Source organism: Pseudomonas citronellolis, assembly GCF_001586155.1.
Lineage (GTDB): Bacteria > Pseudomonadota > Gammaproteobacteria > Pseudomonadales > Pseudomonadaceae > Pseudomonas > Pseudomonas citronellolis.
In genome coordinates, this window is sequence record NZ_CP014158.1 from 3431460 (window position 1) to 3451357 (window position 19898).

Annotated in this window: 7 protein-coding genes; 5 read left to right on the forward strand and 2 right to left on the reverse strand. The window is 70.7% G+C overall.

Annotation, left to right across the window (positions count from 1 at the left end; genetic code table 11):
- Positions 1-131 precede the first annotated feature (131 nt).
- Positions 132-638: a DUF3015 domain-containing protein gene (locus PcP3B5_RS15150; protein ID WP_061561747.1), complete on the forward strand. Its 507-nt coding sequence runs from the start codon at positions 132-134 to the stop codon at positions 636-638.
- 497 nt (positions 639-1135) lie between these two features.
- Here the strand turns inward: PcP3B5_RS15150 and PcP3B5_RS15155 are convergent, their stop codons facing one another.
- Both PcP3B5_RS15155 and PcP3B5_RS15160 read right to left on the reverse strand, forming a co-directional pair.
- The gene (locus PcP3B5_RS15155; RefSeq protein WP_058489626.1) at positions 1136-2719 is read right to left on the reverse strand and encodes a GGDEF domain-containing protein; all 1584 of its coding nucleotides are present in this window, start codon (positions 2717-2719) and stop codon (positions 1136-1138) included.
- A gap of 287 nt (positions 2720-3006) precedes the next feature.
- Positions 3007-3558, reverse strand: a complete 552-nt coding sequence (locus tag PcP3B5_RS15160; protein ID WP_061561748.1) for an RNA polymerase factor sigma-70 — start codon at positions 3556-3558, stop codon at positions 3007-3009.
- Positions 3559-3857: 299 nt separating this feature from the next.
- On the opposite strand from PcP3B5_RS15160, the gene PcP3B5_RS15165 reads away from it, so the two are divergent.
- From PcP3B5_RS15165 to PcP3B5_RS15180, 4 genes are all read left to right on the forward strand, one after another.
- On the forward strand, positions 3858-16829 hold the full coding sequence (locus PcP3B5_RS15165) for a non-ribosomal peptide synthase/polyketide synthase (protein WP_061561749.1): 12972 nt from the start codon (positions 3858-3860) through the stop codon (positions 16827-16829).
- Positions 16830-17060: 231 nt separating this feature from the next.
- A complete protein-coding gene (locus tag PcP3B5_RS15170) occupies positions 17061-18479 on the forward strand; it encodes an aspartate aminotransferase family protein (RefSeq protein WP_043272768.1) in 1419 nt (472 codons plus the stop codon).
- A gap of 238 nt (positions 18480-18717) precedes the next feature.
- The gene (locus PcP3B5_RS15175; protein ID WP_009622053.1) at positions 18718-18936 is read left to right on the forward strand and encodes an MbtH family protein; all 219 of its coding nucleotides are present in this window, start codon (positions 18718-18720) and stop codon (positions 18934-18936) included.
- A gap of 45 nt (positions 18937-18981) precedes the next feature.
- Positions 18982-19689 carry a thioesterase II family protein gene (locus tag PcP3B5_RS15180; RefSeq protein WP_061563269.1) on the forward strand — a complete coding sequence of 236 codons (708 nt, stop codon included), beginning with the start codon at positions 18982-18984 and terminating at the stop codon, positions 19687-19689.
- The last annotated feature ends 209 nt before the right edge of the window (positions 19690-19898 follow it).

Here is a 19898-nt window from a genome sequence, read left to right on the forward strand (position 1 = left end):
CTCGGCCACCAAAGTTTGAAACCTTGCGATTCCTTGCCTACACCTAAAGTCGAGCCAGGCTGTTCCAGTGGTGCTGGGCAGCGAAGGGGTAGGGCACACCAACCATGTCAAACGACCAAGGAACGACATCCATGACAAGCAAACTGCTCGGCAAGAGTGCGATCTTCGCGGTTCTCGGCGCCGCCAGCCTGTTCGCCCAGGCGGACCAGGCCGGGGGCAACGGCTGCGGTTGGGGCAACATGCTGTTCGAAGGGCAGCGCGGGTTGTTCCCGCACCTGCTGGCTACCACCACCAACGGGACTTCGGGCAACGCCACCTTCGGCCTGACTTCCGGCACCAACGGCTGTAACTCCGATGCGCGGCTGGGGTATGGCGGTCGTTCGATCTTTGCCATGAACGGCATGCTCGACAACATTGCCGAGGATATGGCCAAGGGGCATGGAGATGCGCTGGATGCCTATGCCACTCTGCTGGGTGTGCAAGCGCAGGATCGTGCTCGCTTTGCCCAGGTTACCCAGCAGCACTTCGGTGAGATTTTCGCCAGCAAGGATGCGACCGGGGAGCAGGTCTATGCCAACACCCTGGCGGTGATGCAGCGGGATCCGACGCTGGCGCGCTACGCGAAGCAGCCCGCCTGAGGTTCGCGCAACGAGAATGCCCTCTTCGGGGGGAGTGCTGTTCACTTAAGGAAGAATGCCGTTTCTCTTCATGGGAGAAGCGGCATTTTTCATATGGGATGGGGCTGGGGCTTCGATCTCTAACCCGTCATTCGCGAATTCCCTCGCCACGGAGGCCCGAACCAGGCGTCCCCAGCGCGGGTTTCGCTCGGCCTTCTGAAGGGCGTTCCGGTGCGTAGGATCACCGGCCACGCCGAACGCCCCGGTGGCACGGACAGCCCCCTCTCCCTCTGGGAGAGGGCTGGGGTGAGGGCAACGGACTCCTCCCGCACACCTCTGCCAACCCTGACTCCACACACACTCCCTAACCCTCCCCCGCAAGCGGGAGAGGGGACTGTTCGGTGTGATGCTCAACCACGAACCCGCCTGAAATAGCCAATGGGCAACGGCGCATAACCGCGAACGGTTATGCGCCCTACGTTCTGGCGCGCTACCACCGGATGCTCCGGGCCGGGCCCTCAGGACGGATGAGGCTGCGCCACGCCAACCGGCCGCTCGTCCGCCACCATGACGCGGTTGCGGCCGGCCTGCTTGGCCTGGTAGAGCAGGGCGTCGGCGGTCGCGAGCACCGCGCCGACGTCCGTCCGTCCCTCGCTGCTGAAGGCCACGCCCAGCGACAGGGTCACCCGGCCCACCTGCGGGAAGTCCGTGCGTTCCGTCGTCAGGCGGATGCGCTCGGCGACTTCCGCCGCCACGCCGAGCGAGGTGGCCGGCAGCAGCAGGATGAACTCCTCGCCGCCGGCGCGGCACGGCAGGTCGCCGCTGCGCGAGTTGCACCGCAGCACCTCGGCGAAGGCTTGCAGCACCTGGTCGCCGGCGGCATGGCCGAAGGTGTCGTTGACCTGCTTGAAGTGGTCGATGTCCATGCTGATCACCGCGAAGGGCTCGCCGCGCGCCACCCAGCTCGCCAGGGTCGCCTCCAGCGCGCGGCGGTTCGCCAGGCCGGTCAGCGGGTCGCTCTGGGCCTGGCGGTTGAGCTGGCCGATGCGCTCCTGGGTCATCTGTCCGCCGATGATCAGCGCCCGACGGATGCGCCAGGCCTCGAAGTACCAGGCGCGCACTCCCTCGATGCGCTCGGTGTTGTCCAGCTGCGCCGCGTAGTCGGCCAGCCGGCGCAGGGGATGGCTGATCCGCGCGGCTATCCACCACAGCAGCGGGAAGCCGAGCAGGATCATCGGCACTATCCCCGCCAGCACCTGCAGCATCAGCGCGCGCACGGCGCCGAGGGTGACGCTCAGCGGCTGCTGCGAGACCACGCCCCAGCCGCTGTCCGGCACCGCCGCGTAGCCGGCGAGCATCTCCAGGCCCTCGTGATTGGTGACCTGCATGGCGCCGCTTTCGCCGCGCAGCGCGGCGTCCACCGCGGCGTTGACGCCGATCGTCTGGCCGATGCGTTCGCGCTCGGGGTGGTAGAGCAACTGGCGCTGCTCGTCCACCAGGTAGACGAAGGAGGTGTCCTTCTGGAAGTGCCGGCTGACGATGTGGTTCAGCGAATTGGCGCGGTTCAGGTAGATGGTCCCGCCGACCAGGCCGAGGTAGTCGCCGCGGGCGTTCCACACCGGATGGGAGACGAACACCACCCGCTCGCCGGACTGCGAATGGAAGGCCGGGCTGATCATCGCCTGGCGCATTTCCAGGGGGCGCTTGGAGAGGATCTTGCGCCCATTGGCACTGAGCCACTGGGGCAGGGCGCTGAGGATCCGCCCGGTCGCGTCGACGATGACCACTGTATTGAAGCTGCCGTCCTGGCGGGCCAGGCGTTCCACCTCGGCGCCGCGGACCGCCGCATCGGCGAAATCACGCCCGAGGACAGTCGCGCTGTAGGCCAGGCGGTCCAGGGACGAGGCGAGGCTCTGGCTGATGCTCAGCGCAACCTTGGCCGCATAGGCCCGGTTGTGTTCCAGCGCACTGAGGACCAGCGTCTCCCGCTGGATCCGGTAGGTGGCGAACAGGTCGTTGGCCAGGGTCGCGATGGCCGCCAGCGAGGCGAACAGAAGGATCAAGGTGCGCAGGTTGAGCCTGGGCATGGGCCCCAAGGACATGGTGGATTCCGTCGATACTGTGGAGATCGCCGCGCCATCCACCCGGGCCGGACATGCCTGGCGCGAGCGCGCTTTCGAGGGGCTCGACGCCGTGGCTGGAGGCGGGTGGATGGCAGACGCCAGGGCGCCATTATGGACAAGGCCGGGCGCCGCGCCGGGGTATTGGCGGAGATTCAGGGGCGGGGGCTGTAAAGCAGGAAGATTCCGTCGGGAATATGGGACAGGTCGGGGGCGGCTGCCCCTTGCCCCGGCGATGCATGGCATCCGGCACCGGGGCGCAAGGGGCTTCAGGCGCGGCGGGCGGGCTGTTCGTCCTTGGCCACGCTGGCGCAGCAATGCAGCAGGGCATCGCGGATCATGAAGTTGACCAGGGTCGGGGAAACCCCCAACTCGCGGGCGATCTCTTTCTGCTGCACGCCGTGCAGGCGGTACATCTCGAAGGCGTAGCGGGTACGCTCGGGCAGCTGGCTCAGGGCCTCGTCGATCTGTTCGAGGGTGTCGAAGTTGATGTGCAGGGTTTCCGGCGTGGCGCCGTAGGCCGCCTCGGCCTCCATCAGCTCCTGCGGCGCGCCGGTGTGGCGCTGCTCCAGCGCCTGCTTGCGGTAGTGGTCGATGGCCAGGTTGCGCACCACCTGGAACAGGTAGCTCATCTGCGCCTTCAGCGGAATGGAGGCGCCGGAGGCGCTCTGCAGGCGGAAGAAGGTGTCCTGCACCACGTCCTCGGCATGGGAACGGCAGCCGAGGAAGCGCGAGGCGAACTTGACCAGGATGGAACGATTCTCGATGAAGGTCGCGACCAACGGGGAGGCATAACGGGAGGTGGGCAGTTCATCCAGCATGAGAATCACCTAGCGGCAGTGTGGGTGGGCAAATCGCTAGTCAGGTACGCATCCAGCGAGCCGAGCCGGAAAGTATTTGAAATGAGAATCATTGTCAACAATTGTAAATGAATGTTCTTGCTGGCCGGAAAGCCCCGTGCAGACTGGCTTTGTGCCATCCGGGCGGGCTCGCCGGCCTAGCTGAGAACACTAATTATTTCGAATGATCGTCCGTACACCTCTGAGAGAACCGGCTGAAGGCCCAAGTGGGACTTTTCCGGTCGATGACCAGTCGCGGTTGCACTCAGCAGGAAATCCAAATGGACGCGTTCGAACATCCCTCCTCAATGGCCCAGGCCCTGCGCCAGCGTGCCGGCACCCAACCCGACCGGCTGGCCTTGCGCTTCCTGGCCGAAGACGGCGCGGGTGACGTGGTGCTCAGCTATGCCGAGCTGGACCGCCGCGCCCGCTGCATCGCCGCCGCCCTGCAGGCCCGGGCGGGGCAGGGCGAGCGCGCGGTGCTGCTGTTCCCCAGCGGCCCGGACTACGTCGCCGCCTTCTTCGGCTGCCTGTACGCCGGCATGGTCGCGGTGCCCGCCTACCCGCCGGAGTCGGCGCGCCGCCACCACCAGGAACGCCTGCTGTCGATCATCGACGACTGCGCGCCGCGCCTGGTGCTGACCCAGGCCGAACTGCGCGGGGCGCTGCTGGAAGGCTGCCCGGCGCTGTCCGGCGCTGCCGCGCCGCAGCTGCTGTGCGTCGACGAACTGGACCTGGCCGGTGCCGAGGCCTGGGTGGAAACCGAGGTCCGTCCCGAACACATCGCCTTCCTGCAGTACACCTCCGGCTCCACCGCGCTGCCCAAGGGCGTGCAGGTCAGCCACGGCAACCTGGTGGCCAACGAGCGGCTGATCCGCGGCGGCTTCGGCATCGGCGCCGACGACGTGATCGTCAGCTGGCTGCCGCTGTACCACGACATGGGCCTGATCGGCGGCCTGCTGCAGCCGGTCTACAGCGGCGTGCCCTGCGTGCTGATGTCGCCGCGCTACTTCCTCGAACGCCCGCTGCGCTGGCTGGAAGCCATCAGCCAGCATGGCGGCACCGTCAGCGGCGGGCCGGACTTCGCCTACCGCCTGTGCACCGAGCGCGTCAGCGAGTCGGCCCTGGCCGGCCTGGACCTGAGCCGCTGGCGCGTGGCCTTCTCCGGCTCCGAACCGATCCGCCAGGACAGCCTGGACGCCTTCGCCGACAAGTTCGCCGCCAGCCGCTTCGAGGCCTCCAGCTTCTTCGCCTGCTACGGCCTGGCCGAGGCCACCCTGTTCGTCAGCGGTGGGCAGCGCGGCCAGGGCATCGCCGCCCTGGGCGTGGACGAGGCGGCCCTGGCGCAGAACCGCATCGAAGCGGGCAGCGACAGCGTGCTCATGTGCTGCGGCCGCAGCCAGCCGGAACATGCGGTGATGATCGTCGACGCCAGCGATGGCGCCGCCCTGGACGAGAACCGGGTGGGCGAAATCTGGGCCGCCGGGCCGAGCATCGCCCACGGCTACTGGCGCAACCCCGAGGCCAGCGCCAAGACCTTCGTCGAGCGCGACGGCCGCACCTGGCTGCGCACCGGCGACCTGGGCTGCCTGCGCAGTGGTGAGCTGTACGTCACCGGGCGCCTGAAGGACATGCTCATCATCCGCGGCCACAACCTCTACCCGCAGGACATCGAACGCGCCGTGGAAACCGAGGTGGATGCCGTGCGCAAGGGCCGCGTGGCCGCCTTTGCCGTGCAGGTCGATGGCGAGGAGGGCATCGGCATCGCCGCCGAGGTCGGCCGCGCGCTGCAGAAGCGCATCCCTGCCGATACCCTGATCGACGCCATCCGCCAGGCGGTGGCCGAGGCCTGCCAGGAGGCGCCGAAGGTGGTGGCGCTGCTCAACCCCGGCGCGCTGCCGCGCACCTCCAGCGGCAAGCTGCAACGCTCGGCCTGCCGCACGCGCCTGGCCGACGGCAGCCTGGACGCCTACGCCGTCTACCCCGGCCAGGCACCCCGGGCCGAAGCCGCGCCGGAGCAAAGCGCCGATGCCTTGCAGGCGCGCATCGCCGAACTCTGGCGCGAGCACCTGGGCGTCGAGCGCGTCGGCGCGGACGACAACTTCTTCCTGCTGGGCGGCAACTCCATCGCCGCCGCCCAGGCCATGGCCGCGCTGCGCGATTCCCTGGGCGTCAACCTGAACCTGCGCCTGCTGTTCGAGGCGCCGCGCCTGGCCGACTTCAGCGCCGCCGTGGCCGCCCGCCTGGCCAACGGCGCCGCGGCGCAAGCGCCCATGGCCCAGCTGCCGCGCGGCGGCGACCTGCCGCAATCCGCGGCCCAGCGCCGCCTGTGGCTGAACTGGCAGATCGAACCCCAGGGCTGCGCCTACAACATCCCCGGCGGCCTGCTGCTGCGCGGCGAGCTGGACGAAGACGCGGTCTACGACAGCTTCGCCCGCCTGGTGCAGCGCCACGAGTCGCTGCGCACGCGCTTCCTCGAACGCGACGGCCAGGCGCTGCAACGCATCGAGCCGCGCGGCGAATTCCACTGGCAGGTGCTGCAACTGGACGCCGGCGAAGCCGGACGGCGCCGCGAGGCCGAGGCCCGCGAGCCGTTCGACCTGGAAAAGGGCCCGCTGCTGCGGGTGAGCCTGGTGCGCCTGGACGACGACCTGCACCAGCTGTGGGTGACCCTGCACCACATCGTGGCCGACGGCTGGTCGCTGAACCTGCTGCTGGACGAATTCGCCCGCCTGTACGCCGAAGCGCAGGGCGGCCAGGCCGCCGAACTGGCGCCGCTGCCGGTCGGCTATGCCGAGTTCGCCAGCTGGCAGCGCCAGTGGCTGGAGGCGGGCGAGGGCGCCCGCCAGCTGGGCTACTGGCGCGAACAGCTGGGCGAGGAAGCCCCGGTGCTGGAACTGCCCACCGACCATCCGCGCGGCAACGCCGCCTCGCCAGCGGCGCGCCTGAGCCTGCGCCTGGACGACAAGCTCGGCCAGGCCCTGCGCGAAGCGGCCCAGGCCAACCAGGCCAGCGTCTTCATGTGGCTGCTGGCGGCCTTCCAGGCCCTGCTGCACCGCCACAGCGGGCAGGCCGACATCCGCGTCGGCGTGCCCAGCGCCAACCGCCAGCGCCAGGAAGTCCAGGGGCTGGTGGGCTTCTTCATCAACACCCTGGTGCTGCGCGCCACGCCTGCTCCGCGGCAGGCCTTCGGGCAGTTGCTGGCCCAGGTGCGCGAAGCCACCCTGGGCGCCCAGGAACACCAGGACCTGCCCTTCGACAGCCTGCTGGAAGCCCTGCCGGGCCACGGCGGCCAGCCGTTCCAGGTGCTGTTCAACCACCAGCAGCGCGACCTTTCCGCCCTGCGCCGGCTGCCTGGCCTGCTGGCCGAGGAACTGCCCTGGCACAGCCGCGAGGCCAAGTTCGACCTGCAATTGCAGACCGAGGAAGACGCCCGCGGCCGCCTGCGCCTGAACTTCGACTACGCCGCCGAACTGTTCGATGCCGCCAGCATCCAGCGCCTGGCCGACCAGTACGTGGCGCTGCTGCGCCAGGTGGTGGCGCAACCGCAACTGTGCCTGGGCGACATCGCCCTGGCGACGGACGCGGAACTGGCGCGCCTGGAGCAGTGGGGCAGCGCGCCCTGCGAGCCGGCGCGCAGCTGGCTGCCGGAACAACTGGAACGCGAATTGCCGGCCCATGCCGAACGCGTGGCGCTGCAATGGGACGGCGGCGAACTCAGGCACGCCGAACTGCACGCCCAGGCCAACCGCCTGGCCCACTACCTGCGCGACAAGGGCGTGGGGCCCGACGTGCCGGTGGCCATCTGCGCCGAACGCTCGCCGCAGCTGCTGGTGGGCCTGCTGGCCATCCTCAAGGCCGGCGGCGCCTACGTGCCGCTGGACGCGGACTACCCCGCCGAGCGCCTGGCCTACATGCTCGACGACTGCGGTGCCAGCCTGCTGCTGACCCAGTCCCACCTGCTGGAGCGCCTGCCGAGCCTGGAGGGTGTCGCCACCCTGTGCTTCGACGGCCTCAAGCTGGACGGCTGGCCGAGCAGCGCGCCGGGCCTGCACCTGCACGGCGACAACCTGGCCTACGTCATCTACACCTCCGGCTCCACCGGCCAGCCCAAGGGCGTGGGCAACACCCACGCCGCCCTGGCCGAGCGCCTGCAATGGATGCAGGCCACCTACGCGCTGCAGGCCGACGACGTGCTGATGCAGAAGGCCCCGGTGAGCTTCGACGTCTCGGTGTGGGAATGCTTCTGGCCGCTGCTGGCGGGCTGCCGCCTGGTGCTGGCCGGCCCCGGCGAACACCGCGACCCGGCGCGCATCGCCCAGCTGGTGCGGCAGTTCGGCGTGACCACGCTGCACTTCGTGCCGCCGCTGCTGCAACTGTTCATCGACGAGCCCGGCGTGGAGGAATGCACCAGCCTGCGCCGCCTGTTCTCTGGCGGCGAGGCGCTGCCGGCGCAGCTGCGCGACCGCACGCTGCAACGCCTGCCCGGCGTGGCCCTGCACAACCGCTACGGCCCGACGGAAACCGCGATCAACGTCACCCACTGGCACTGTTCGCTGGAGGATGGCGCGCGCTCGCCCATCGGCCGGCCGCTGGGCAATGTGGTCTGCCGCGTCCTCGACAGCGAACTCAACCCGCTGCCGCCGGGCGCCGCCGGCGAGCTGTGCATCGGCGGCGCCGGCCTGGCCCGTGGCTATCTGGGCCGCCCGGGGCTGAGCGCCGAACGCTTCGTCGCCGACCCGCTGGGCGTGCCCGGCGCACGCCTGTACCGCACCGGCGACCGCGCGCGCTGGAACGAGCAGGGCGTGCTGGAATACCTCGGCCGCCAGGACCGCCAGGTGAAGCTGCGCGGCTTCCGCATCGAGCTGGACGAAATCCGCGCGCGCCTGCTGGCCCAGCCCGGCGTGGCCCAGGCCGTGGTGCTGATCCGCCAGGCCGGCAATCTCGGCAGCCAAGTGCTGGGCTACTACACCGCGACCGCCGATGCCCCGGCCGAGGCCGAACACGGCCAGGCCCTGCGCACCGCGTTGCAGGCAGCATTGCCGGAATACATGGTCCCGGCGCAGCTCATGCGCCTGGACAGCATGCCCCTGGGCCCCAGCGGCAAGCTGGACCTCAAGGCCCTGCCCGAACCGAGCGGGCAGCAGCGCGAGCACGTCGCCCCGCGCGACGAAGTGGAGCAGCGCCTGGCCAGCATCTGGAGCGAAGTGCTGGGCCTGCCGCAAGTGGGCCTGGACGACGACTTCTTCGAACTGGGCGGCCACTCGCTGCTGGCCACCCGGATCGTCTCCCGGGCGCGCCAGGCCTTCGCCATCGAACTGCCGCTGCGCGAGCTGTTCGACGCCAGCCGCCTGGGCGCCTTCGCCGAGCGGGTGCGCCAGCTGCGCGCCGCCGGCAGCCGCGACAGCCAGGGCGCGATCCGCCCGGTGGACCGCAGCCAGCGCGTGCCGCTGTCCTACTCGCAGCAGCGCATGTGGTTCCTCTGGCAACTGGAGCCGGACAGCCCGGCCTACAACGTCGGCGGCATGGCGCGGCTGCGCGGCGCGCTGGACCTGGACTGCTTCGAGCGCGCCCTGCAAGCCCTGGTGCAGCGCCACGAAACCCTGCGCACCCGCTTCCCCAGCGTCGACGGCGTGCCGCATCAGCAGGTGCAGGAGGGCAGCGAGCTGCGCATGCAGCGCCTGGACTTCTCCCACCTCGACACCGAAGCCCGCCAGCAGGCCCTGCAGCAACTGGCCGACGACGAGGCGCACAAGCCCTTCGACCTCGAGCAGGGCCCGCTGCTGCGGGTGTACATGGTCCGCCTGGCCGAGGACGAGCACTACCTGGTGGTGACACTGCACCACATCGTCACCGAAGGCTGGGCCATGGACATCTTCGCCCGCGAGCTGAGCGCGCTCTACGAGGCCTTCCTGGCCGGCCGCGAATCGCCCCTGGCGCCGTTGCCGGTGCAGTACCTGGACTACAGCGTGTGGCAGCGCGACTGGCTGGAGGCCGGCGAACGCCAGCGCCAGCTGGACTACTGGACCGCCCAGCTGGGCGACGAGCATCCGGTGCTGGAACTGCCCGGCGACCGCCCGCGGCCGCCAGTGCAGAGCCACCGCGGCGACCTCTACCGCTTCGACCTGGCGCCACAGCTGGCCGAGCGCGTGCGCCGCTTCAACGCCGGCAACGGCCTGACCCAGTTCATGACCATGACCGCCGCCCTGGCCGTGCTGCTGTACCGCTACAGCGGCCAGCAGGACCTGCGCATCGGCGCGCCGGTGGCCAACCGCATCCGCCCGGAGAGCGAAGGGCTGATCGGCGCCTTCCTCAACACCCAGGTGCTGCGCTGCCGCCTCGACGGGCAGATGAGCGTGGCCGGGCTGCTGGAGCAGGTGCGGCAGACGGTGATCGACGGCCAGTCGCACCAGGACCTGCCCTTCGACCACCTGGTGGAAGCCCTGCAGCCGCCGCGCAGCGCCGCCTACAACCCGCTGTTCCAGGTGATGTGCAACGTCCAGCGCTGGGAGTTCCAGCAGACCCGCCAGCTGGCCGGGATGACCGTGGAGTACTGCGTCAACGACGCCCGCGCCACCAAGTTCGACCTCAACCTGGAGGTCACCGACCTCGACCAGCGCCTGGGCTGCTGCCTGACCTACAGCCGCGACCTCTTCGACGAGCCGCGCATCGCCCGCATGGCGCGCCACTGGCAGAACCTGCTGGCGGCGATGATCGCCGACCCGCAACAGAGACTGGGCGAGCTGCCGATGCTGGATGCCGGCGAGCGGGACGCGCTGCTGACCTGCAGCGGGCCGCAACTGAGCGACACCCTGCACGGCCTGTTCGCCGCCCAGGCCGCGGCCACGCCGCAGGCCCCGGCGCTGACCTTCGCCGGCCAGAGCCTGAGCTACGCCGAACTGGACGCCCGCGCCAACCGCCTGGCGCGCCTGCTGCGCGAACGCGGCGTGGGCCCGGAAGTGCGCGTCGGCCTGGCCCTGGAGCGCTCGCTGGAAATGGTCGTCGGCCTGCTGGCGATCCTCAGGGCCGGCGGCGCCTACGTGCCGCTGGACCCGGAATACCCGCTGGAGCGCCTGCACTACATGATCGAGGACAGCGGCGTGCGCCTGCTGCTCGGCGAGCCGGCGCTGTTCGAGGCCCTGGGCGCGTTGCCCGAAGGCGTCGGCCGCTGCTGCCCGGCGCAGGAGGGCGAGGCCCTGGCGGCACTGGACGACGGCCCGCTGCCGGCCTTCGCCCAGCCGCAGCACCTGGCCTACCTGATCTACACCTCCGGCTCCACCGGCAAGCCCAAGGGCGTGGCGGTGTGCCACGGCGAGATCGCCATGCACTGCCGCGCGGTGATCGAGCGCTTCGGCATGCGCGCCGACGACTGCGAGCTGCACTTCTATTCCATCAACTTCGACGCCGCCAGCGAACGCCTGCTGACGCCGCTGCTGTGCGGCGCCCACGTGGTGCTGCGGGCCCAGGGCCAATGGGGCGCCGAGGACATCTGCCAGCTGATCGCCGAGCACCGCGTGAGCATCCTCGGCTTCACCCCCAGCTACGGCAGCCAGCTGGCCCAGTGGCTGCAGACCCAGGGCCGGCAGCTGCCGGTACGCCTGTGCATCACCGGTGGCGAGGCGCTGACCGCCGAGCACCTGCAACGCATCCGCCAGGCCTTCGCGCCGCGTTACTTCTTCAACGCCTACGGCCCCACCGAGACGGTGGTCATGCCCCTGGCGGCCCTGGCCCCGGAGCAGGTGGAAGCCGGCGCCGGCGTGCCCATCGGCAGCCTGGTGGGCGAGCGCAGCGCCTGCCTCCTCGACGCCGACCTGGCCCTGGTGCCCCAGGGCGCCGGCGGCGAGCTGTACGTCGGCGGCGCCGGCCTGGCCCGCGGCTACCACGAACGCCCGGCGCTGACCGCCGAACGCTTCGTGCCCGACCCCTTCGGCGCGCCCGGCGGGCGCCTGTACCGCACCGGCGACCGCGTGCGTCAGCGCGCCGACGGCCAGGTGGAATACCTCGGACGCATCGACCAGCAGGTGAAGATCCGCGGCTTCCGCATCGAGCTGGGCGAGATCGAGGCGCGCCTGCAGGAACACCCGCAGGTGCGCGAGGCGGCCGTGCTGGCCGTTGACGGGCCGAGCGGCAAGCAACTGGTGGGCTACGTGGGCTGCGCAGAGGCGGGCGCCGACGAGGCGGCCCAGGCCGACCTGCGCGAGGCGCTCAAGGCGCACCTCAAGCAGCAACTGCCGGACTACATGGTGCCGGCGCACCTGGTGCTGCTGGAGGGCCTGCCGCTGACCGCTAACGGCAAGCTCGACCGCCGCGCGCTGCCGGCGCCGGACGCCAGCCTTGGCCAGCGCGCCTACGAGGCCCCGCGCAGCGAGCTGGAACGCCAGCTGGCGGCGGTCTGGGGCGAGGTGCTGAACCTCGCCCAGGTCGGCCTGGACGACAACTTCTTCGAACTGGGCGGCGACTCCATCCTCTCCATCCAGGTGGTCAGCCGCGCCCGCCAGCAGGGCATCCAGTTTAGCCCGCGCGATCTGTTCCAGCACCAGAGCGTGCGCAGCCTGGCCGGCGTCGCCCGCAGCGCCGGCGCCAGCCTCGCCGAGCAGGGCGAAGTGCAGGGCGAGAGCGCGCTGACGCCAATCCAGCTGTGGTTCTTCGAACTGCCCCTGGAGAACCGCGCGCACTGGAACCAGTCGCTGCTGCTGGAGCCGCGCCAGGCGCTGGACGCCGAGCTGCTGCGCCAGGCCCTGCTGCAACTGGTCAAGCACCACGACGCCCTGCGCCTGACGTTCCGCCAGGAAGGCGGCCGCTGGCACGCCGAACACCGGGCTGCGGACGATGGCGCCTGGCTGCTCTGGCAGGCGCAGGTGGCGAGCTTCGACGACTGCGCCGAAGTGTTCGAGCGCGCCCAGCGCAGCCTGGCCCTGGACGGCCCGCTGCTGCGCGCGGTGCTGGTGGACGGCCCCGGCGCCCAGCGCCTGCTGCTGGCGATCCACCACCTGGTGGTGGACGGCGTGTCCTGGCGCGTGCTGCTGGAAGACCTGCAGCAGGTTTATCGCCAACTCGCCGCCGGCGAAGCGCCGCAACTGCCGGCCAAGACCAGCGCCTTCCGCGACTGGACCGCGCGCCTGCAGGCCTACGCCGGCAGCGAGCCGCTGCGCGAGGAACTGCACTGGTGGCGCAGCCAGCTGGACGGCGCCCCCGGCGCCTGGTTCTGCGACAACCCGCAAGGCCGCAACGACGAGGCCCTGGCCCGCAGCCTGAGCCTGCGCCTGGACCGCGAGCGCACCCGCCAGCTGCTGCAACAGGCCCCGGCGGCCTACCGCACCCAGGTCAACGACCTGCTGCTGACCGCCCTGGCCCGGGTACTCTGCCGTGTCAGCGGCGAGGCCTCGGTGCTGGTGCAACTGGAAGGCCACGGCCGCGAGGCGCTGTTCGACGACATCGACCTCAGCCGCACGGTCGGCTGGTTCACCAGTGCCTTCCCGCTGCGCCTGGCGCCCGCCGGCGAGCCGGGCGAGGCGGGGCTGGCGGCTTCGATCAAGGCGATCAAGGAACAGCTGCGCGCCGTGCCGCACAAGGGCCTGGGCCACGGCGTGCTGCGCCACCTGGGCGACGAGGCCGGGCGCCGCGCCCTGGCCGCGCTGCCGCAGCCGCGCATCACCTTCAACTACCTGGGCCAGTTCGACCAGAGCTTCAGCGAGGACGCCCTGTTCCACCCGCTGGACGAGCCCACCGGGGCCATCCACGACGCCGCCGCGCCGCTGCCCAACGAGCTGAGCGTGGACGGCCAGGTCTACGGCGGCGAACTGGTGCTGCGCTGGACCTACAGCGCCGAGCGCTACGAGGAGCAGACCATCGCCGAGCTGGCCAACGCCTACCGCGACGAACTGCAGGCGCTGATCGCCCACTGCCTGGACGACGATGCCGGCGGCCTGACGCCTTCCGACTTCCCCCTGGCGCGCCTGAGCCAGGCGCAGCTGGACGCCCTGGCGGTGCCGGCGGCGCAGATCGACGACGTCTACCCGCTGACGCCCATGCAGGAGGGCCTGCTGCTGCACACCCTGCTGGAGCCGGGCACCGGCATCTACTACATGCAGGACCGCTACCGCATCGACAGCGAGCTGGACCGCGAGCGCTTCGCTGCCGCCTGGCAGGCCGTGGTGGCGCGCCACGAGGCGCTGCGCGCGTCCTTCTCGTGGAACGCCGGCGAGGCCATGCTGCAGGTGATCCACAAACCCGGCCGGCTGCGCATCGAGTTCCTCGACTGGAGCGAGCTGCCCGCCGACGGCCACGAGGAACGCCTGCAGGCCCTGCACAAGAAGGAGCGCGAGGCCGGTTTCGACCTGCTCAACGAGCCGCCCTTCCACCTGCGCCTGATCCGCCTGGGCGCGGCGCGCTACTGGTTCATGATGAGCAACCACCACATCCTCATCGACGCCTGGTGCCGCGGCCTGCTGATGAGCGACTTCTTCGAGATCTATGCCGCCCTGGGCGAGGGCCGCGCGCCGCAGCTGCCGGCCGCGCCGCGCTACCGCGACTACATCGCCTGGCTGCAGCGCCAGGACCTGGAGCACTCGCGCCGCTGGTGGCAGCAGAACCTGAACGGCTTCGAACGCGCCACCTACATCCCCAGCGACCGGCCGATCCTCCACGAGCGCGCCGGGGAAAGCGGCGGGATGATCGTCGGCGACCGCTACACCCGCCTGGACGCCGCCGACGGCGCGCGCCTGCGCGAACTGGCGCAGCGCTACCAGCTCACCGTCAACACCTTCGCCCAGGCGGCCTGGGCCCTGGTGCTGCGGCGCTACAGCGGCGAGCGCGACCTGCTGTTCGGCGTCACCGTGGCCGGGCGCCCGGTGGGCCTGCCGCAGATGCAGCGCACCGTGGGGCTGTTCATCAACAGCATCCCGCTGCGCGTGCAGTTGCCGGCGCCGGGCGCGCGGCAGACGGTGCGCGACTGGCTGACCGGGCTGTTCGAACGCAACCTGGAACTGCGCGAGCACGAGCACCTGCCGCTGGTAAGCATCCAGGAAGCCAGCGAACTGCCCAAGGGCCAGCCGCTGTTCGACAGCCTCTTCGTGTTCGAGAACGCCCCGGTGGAAGTGGCGGTGCTGGACCGCGCGCAGAGCCTGAAGGCCAGCTCCGATTCCGGGCGCACCCACACCAACTTCCCGCTCACCGTGGTCTGCTACCCCGGCGACGACCTGGGCCTGCACCTGTCCTACGACCAGCGCTACTTCGAGGCGCCGACCATCGAGCGCCTGCTCGGCGAGTTCAAGCGCCTGCTGCTGGCCCTGGCCGACGGCTTCCATGGCGACGTGGCCGAGTTGCCGCTGCTGGGTACTGAGGAGCGGCGCTTCCTGCTGGAAGACTGCAACCGCAGCGAGCACGCCTACCCGCTGGAGCAGGGCTACGTGCGCCTGTTCGAAGCGCGGGTGGCCGCGCACCCGCAGCGCATCGCCGCCAGTTGCCTGGACCAGCAATGGAGCTACGCCGAGCTGAACCGCCGCGCCAACCGCCTGGGCCACGCGCTGCTGGCCGCCGGCGTCGGCTTCGACCAGCCGGTGGCCCTGCTCGGCGAGCGCGGCCTGGACCTGCTGGGCATGATCGTCGGCAGCTTCAAGGCCGGCGCCGGCTACCTGCCGCTGGACCCGGCGCACCCGACGCAGCGCCTGACGCGCATCCTCGAACTCAGCCGCACGCCGGTGCTGGTGTGCAGCGCCGCCTGCCACGAACAGGCCCTGGCGCTGCTCGCCGAACTGGGCTGCGGCAGCCGCCCGCGCCTGCTGGTGTGGGACGAGGTGCAGCACGGCGTAGCCGCCGAGCACGATCCGCAGCGCTACAGCGGGCCGCGCAACCTGGCCTACGTGATCTACACCTCCGGCTCCACCGGCCTGCCCAAGGGCGTGATGGTGGAGCAGGCCGGCATGCTCAACAACCAGCTGAGCAAGGTGCCGTATCTGGCGCTCGACGAGGGCGACGTGATCGCCCAGACCGCCTCGCAGAGCTTCGACATCTCGGTCTGGCAGTTCCTCGCCGCGCCGCTGTTCGGCGGCCGCGTGGCCATAGTGCCGAACGCCATCGCCCAGGACCCGCAGGCCCTGCTGGAACACGTGGTGGAGCAGGGCGTGAGCGTGCTGGAAAGCGTGCCCTCGCTGATCCAGGGCATGCTCGCCGAGGAGCACAAGGCGCTGCCCGGCCTGCGCTGGATGCTGCCCACCGGCGAGGCCATGCCGCCGGAACTGGCGCGGCACTGGCTGCAACGCTACCCGCAGGTGAGCCTGGTCAACGCCTACGGCCCGGCGGAGTGCTCGGACGACGTGGCCTTCTTCCGCGTCGACGCGGCCTCCACCGAGGCCACCTACCTGCCCATCGGCAGCCCCACCGACAACAACCAACTGTACCTGCTGGATGCCGAAGGCGACTTCGAACTGGTGCCGCTGGGCGCAGTGGGTGAGCTGTGCGTGGCCGGCACCGGCGTCGGCCGCGGCTACGTCGGCGACCCGCTGCGCACGGCCCAGGCCTTCGTCCCGCATCCCTTCGGGGCGCCGGGCGAGCGCCTGTACCGCACCGGCGACCTGGCGCGGCGCCGCGCCGACGGCGTGCTGGAGTACGTCGGGCGCGTCGACCACCAGGTGAAGATCCGCGGCTTCCGCATCGAGCTTGGCGAGATCGAGGCGCGCCTGCACGAGCTGCCGGAGGTGCGCGAGGCCGCCGTGGCTGTGCAGGAAAGCGCCACCGGCAAGTACCTGGTCGGCTACCTGGTGCCCGCCGCGACGGTAGTAGAGGAGGGCGCCTGGCTCGAACAGGTGCGCCAGCACCTGCGCGCCGACCTGCCGGACTACATGGTGCCGCTGCACTGGCAGGTGCTGGCGCGCATGCCGCTCAACGCCAACGGCAAGCTCGACCGCAAGGCCCTGCCGGCGCTGGACATCGGCCAGGCCCTGGCGCACGCCTACCAGGCGCCGCGCACCGAGCTGGAAGGCACCCTGGCGCAGATCTGGGCCGAGGTGCTCAAGGTCGAGCGCGTCGGCGTGCTGGACAACTTCTTCGAACTGGGCGGGCACTCGCTGCTGGCCACGCAGATCGCCTCGCGGGTGCAGAAGGCCCTGCAACGCAACGTGCCGCTGCGGGCCATGTTCGAGTGCAGCACGGTGGAAGAACTGGCCAGCTACATCGAGGCCCAGGCCGCCAGCGCCATCGACGAGCGCAAGGCGGCGCGCCTGGACGACCTGATGTCGCAGCTGGAAATGCTCTAGCCCGGCACTTCCCGCGGGGCAGCCGAGGCCCCGCGGGGGTATCGCGAAACACCTGCAGCCCACGCGCGGTTCGCCGCGCGCAGGCCGCCCCGCGCCCGCGGAAAGGGCGCCGGGGCAGGGCGCGGCCGGCAGTAAATCCCGAGCGCCGCGCTGCGTTATCCACTACAGCCGCTCCGCCATCGCGGGGCACCCGTCAACCGTGGCACACCACCACGTCTCGAGGTTGAAGACATGCAAGTCGCTACCAGCGTCATCGATGACCAGCCTGCCCATGCCGAACCGGCCGCGGGCGAAACCCTCTACGAATTCAGCGAGTCGCCGTTGCTGGCGCGCCAGCGCCACCAGGAATCCAACGCGCGCAGCTACCCGCGGCGCATCCCCCTGGCGCTGAAGAAGGCCCGCGGGCTGTACGTCGAGGACGTCGAGGGCCGCCGCTTCATCGACTGCCTGGCCGGCGCCGGCACCCTGGCCCTGGGCCACAACCACCCGGTGGTGATCGAGGCGATCCAGCAGGTGCTGGCCGACGAACTGCCGCTGCACACCCTGGACCTGACCACCCCGGTGAAGGACGCCTTCGTCCAGGACCTGTTCGGCCTGCTGCCGCCACAGCTGGCGCGCGAGGCGAAGATCCAGTTCTGCGGGCCCACCGGCGCCGACGCCGCGGAAGCTGCGCTCAAGCTGGTGCGCACCGCCACCGGGCGCAGCACCGTGTTGTCGTTCCAGGGCGGCTACCACGGCATGACCCAGGGCGCCCTGGGGCTGATGGGCAACCTCGGGCCGAAGAAGGCCCTGGGCGCGGTGCTGGGCAACGGCGTGCAGTTCCTGCCGTACCCCTACGACTACCGCTGCCCCTTCGGCCTCGGCGGCGAGGCCGGGGTGCGCGCCAACCTGCACTACCTGGAGAGCGTGCTGAGCGACCCGGAAAGCGGCGTGCCGCTGCCGGCGGCGGTGGTGGTGGAAGTGGTGCAGGGCGAGGGCGGCGTGGTGCCCGCCGACCTGCAGTGGCTGCGCGGCCTGCGACGCATCACCGAGAAGGCCGGGGTGGCGCTGGTGATCGACGAGATCCAGACCGGCTTCGGCCGCACCGGGCGCATGTTCGCCTTCGAGCACGCCGGCATCGTCCCCGACGTGGTGCTGCTGTCCAAGGCCATCGGCGGCAGCCTGCCGCTGGCGGTGGTGGTCTACCGCGACTGGCTGGACACCTGGCAGCCCGGCGCCCACGCCGGCACCTTCCGCGGCAACCAGATGGCCATGGCCGCCGGCTCCGCGGTGATGCGCTACCTGAAGGAACACGACGTGCCCGGCCACGCCGCGGCCATGGGCGAGCGCCTGGCCGAGCACCTGCGCATCCTCCAGCGCAGCTACCCGCAGCTGGGCGACATCCGCGGCCGCGGGCTGATGCTCGGGGTGGAAGTGGTCGACGCCGAAGGCGCCGCCGACAGCCTCGGCCACCCGCCGGCCAACCCCGCGCTGGCCTCGCGCATCCAGCGCGAATGCCTGCGCCGCGGGCTGATCCTCGAACTGGGCGGCCGCCACGGCGCGGTGGTGCGCTTCCTGCCGCCGCTGATCATCAGCGCCGAGCAGATCGACGAAGTGGCCCGCCGCTTCGCCCGCGCGCTGGCTGCGGCGGTGCCTGCCGGCAAATTGTAGGAGCGCGCCCTGCGCGCGATTTCGCGGGCAGGGCGCGCTCCTACATGGGAATGGCGCGGGTGGGGCAGCGTAGGAGCGGATCTTATCCGCGAATCGCGCCGGAACCCCCGGCTATCGCGGACAAGGTTCGCTCCTACGAAGACGAAGAGCTTCACCACCTAATTTTCCCACCACCCACTTCGTTAACCCATAGCGGCCACCCACAGGGTGGCCGGCCCATCCAGTTGAGGAAAGCGCAATGACTTCTGTATTCGACCGCGAAGACATCCCATTCGAAGTGGTGGTGAACCACGAGGAGCAGTACTCCATCTGGCCGCAGTACAAGGAAATCCCCGCCGGCTGGCGCGCCGTGGGCAAGAGCGGGCTGAAGAAGGACTGCCTGGCCTATATCGAGCAGGTCTGGACCGACATGCGCCCGCTGAGCCTGCGCCAGCACATGGACAAGGCGGCCGGCTGAGTGGCGCTGCGACTTTTCTGCCTGCCGTACTCCGGCGCCAGCGCCATGGTCTACAGCCGCTGGCGGCGCAAGCTGCCGGCCTGGCTGCAGCTGCGCCCGGTGGAACTGCCGGGGCGCGGCGCGCGCATGGCCGAGCCGCTGCACACCGACCTGGCCGGCCTGGCCCGGCAACTGGCCCGCGAGCTGCACGACGAAGTACGCCAGGGCCCCTACGCGGTCCTCGGCCACAGCCTGGGCGCGCTGCTCGCCTGCGAGCTGCTCTACGCCCTGCGCGAGCTGGGCAGCCCGACGCCCCTGGGGCTGTTCGCCTCGGGCACGGCGGCGCCGTCGCGGCGCGCGGAATACGACCGCGGCTTCGCCGAGCCGAAGAGCGACGCCGAGCTGATCGCCGACCTGCGCGACCTGCAGGGCACCCCCGAGGAAGTGCTGGCCAACGCCGAGCTGATGAGCCTGACGCTGCCCATCCTGCGCGCCGACTTCCTGCTCTGCGGCAGCTACCGCCACCAGCGCCGCGCGCCGCTGGCCTGCCCCATCCAGGTGCTCGGCGGCCGCGCCGACAAGGCCAGCGAGGAACAGCTGCTGGCCTGGGGCGAGGAAACCTGCGCCGACTTCGAACTGCAACTGTTCGACGGCGGGCACTTTTTCATCCATGAGCAGGAGGCCACCGTGCTGCCTTGCATCGAGCGGCGCCTGCAACGCTGGCGCGCGGGCGAGGGTTCGCTCGCTCCGCTGGCGCAGGCCGCGACCTTCTGAGCCCATCGGCAACGCGCGGGCCGGGTGCTGGCGACGGCACCCGGCTTTCGCCGCTTTCTGATTATAACTATTTGATATTTAGGTAGAAATTATTTCCTGCCGGCCGCCTCGATCAGTGCCGCGAAGCTAATTTTCCGCCGTTCCTGTCCGTTCCCCATGAGCCCACTCGAGCCCTGGCGCTCGTTGCCCACGTGCACGGAAGAAGACAG

Coding starts and splice junctions, on each gene's coding strand:
- PcP3B5_RS15175 (WP_009622053.1), top strand. CDS start 18,718: ATGACTTCTGTATTCGACCGCGAAGACATCCCATTCGAAGTGGTGGTG.
- PcP3B5_RS15160 (WP_061561748.1), bottom strand. CDS start 3,558: ATGCTGGATGAACTGCCCACCTCCCGTTATGCCTCCCCGTTGGTCGCG.
- PcP3B5_RS15170 (WP_043272768.1), top strand. CDS start 17,061: ATGCAAGTCGCTACCAGCGTCATCGATGACCAGCCTGCCCATGCCGAA.
- PcP3B5_RS15155 (WP_058489626.1), bottom strand. CDS start 2,719: ATGTCCTTGGGGCCCATGCCCAGGCTCAACCTGCGCACCTTGATCCTT.
- PcP3B5_RS15180 (WP_061563269.1), top strand. CDS start 18,982: ATGGTCTACAGCCGCTGGCGGCGCAAGCTGCCGGCCTGGCTGCAGCTG.
- PcP3B5_RS15165 (WP_061561749.1), top strand. CDS start 3,858: ATGGACGCGTTCGAACATCCCTCCTCAATGGCCCAGGCCCTGCGCCAG.
- PcP3B5_RS15150 (WP_061561747.1), top strand. CDS start 132: ATGACAAGCAAACTGCTCGGCAAGAGTGCGATCTTCGCGGTTCTCGGC.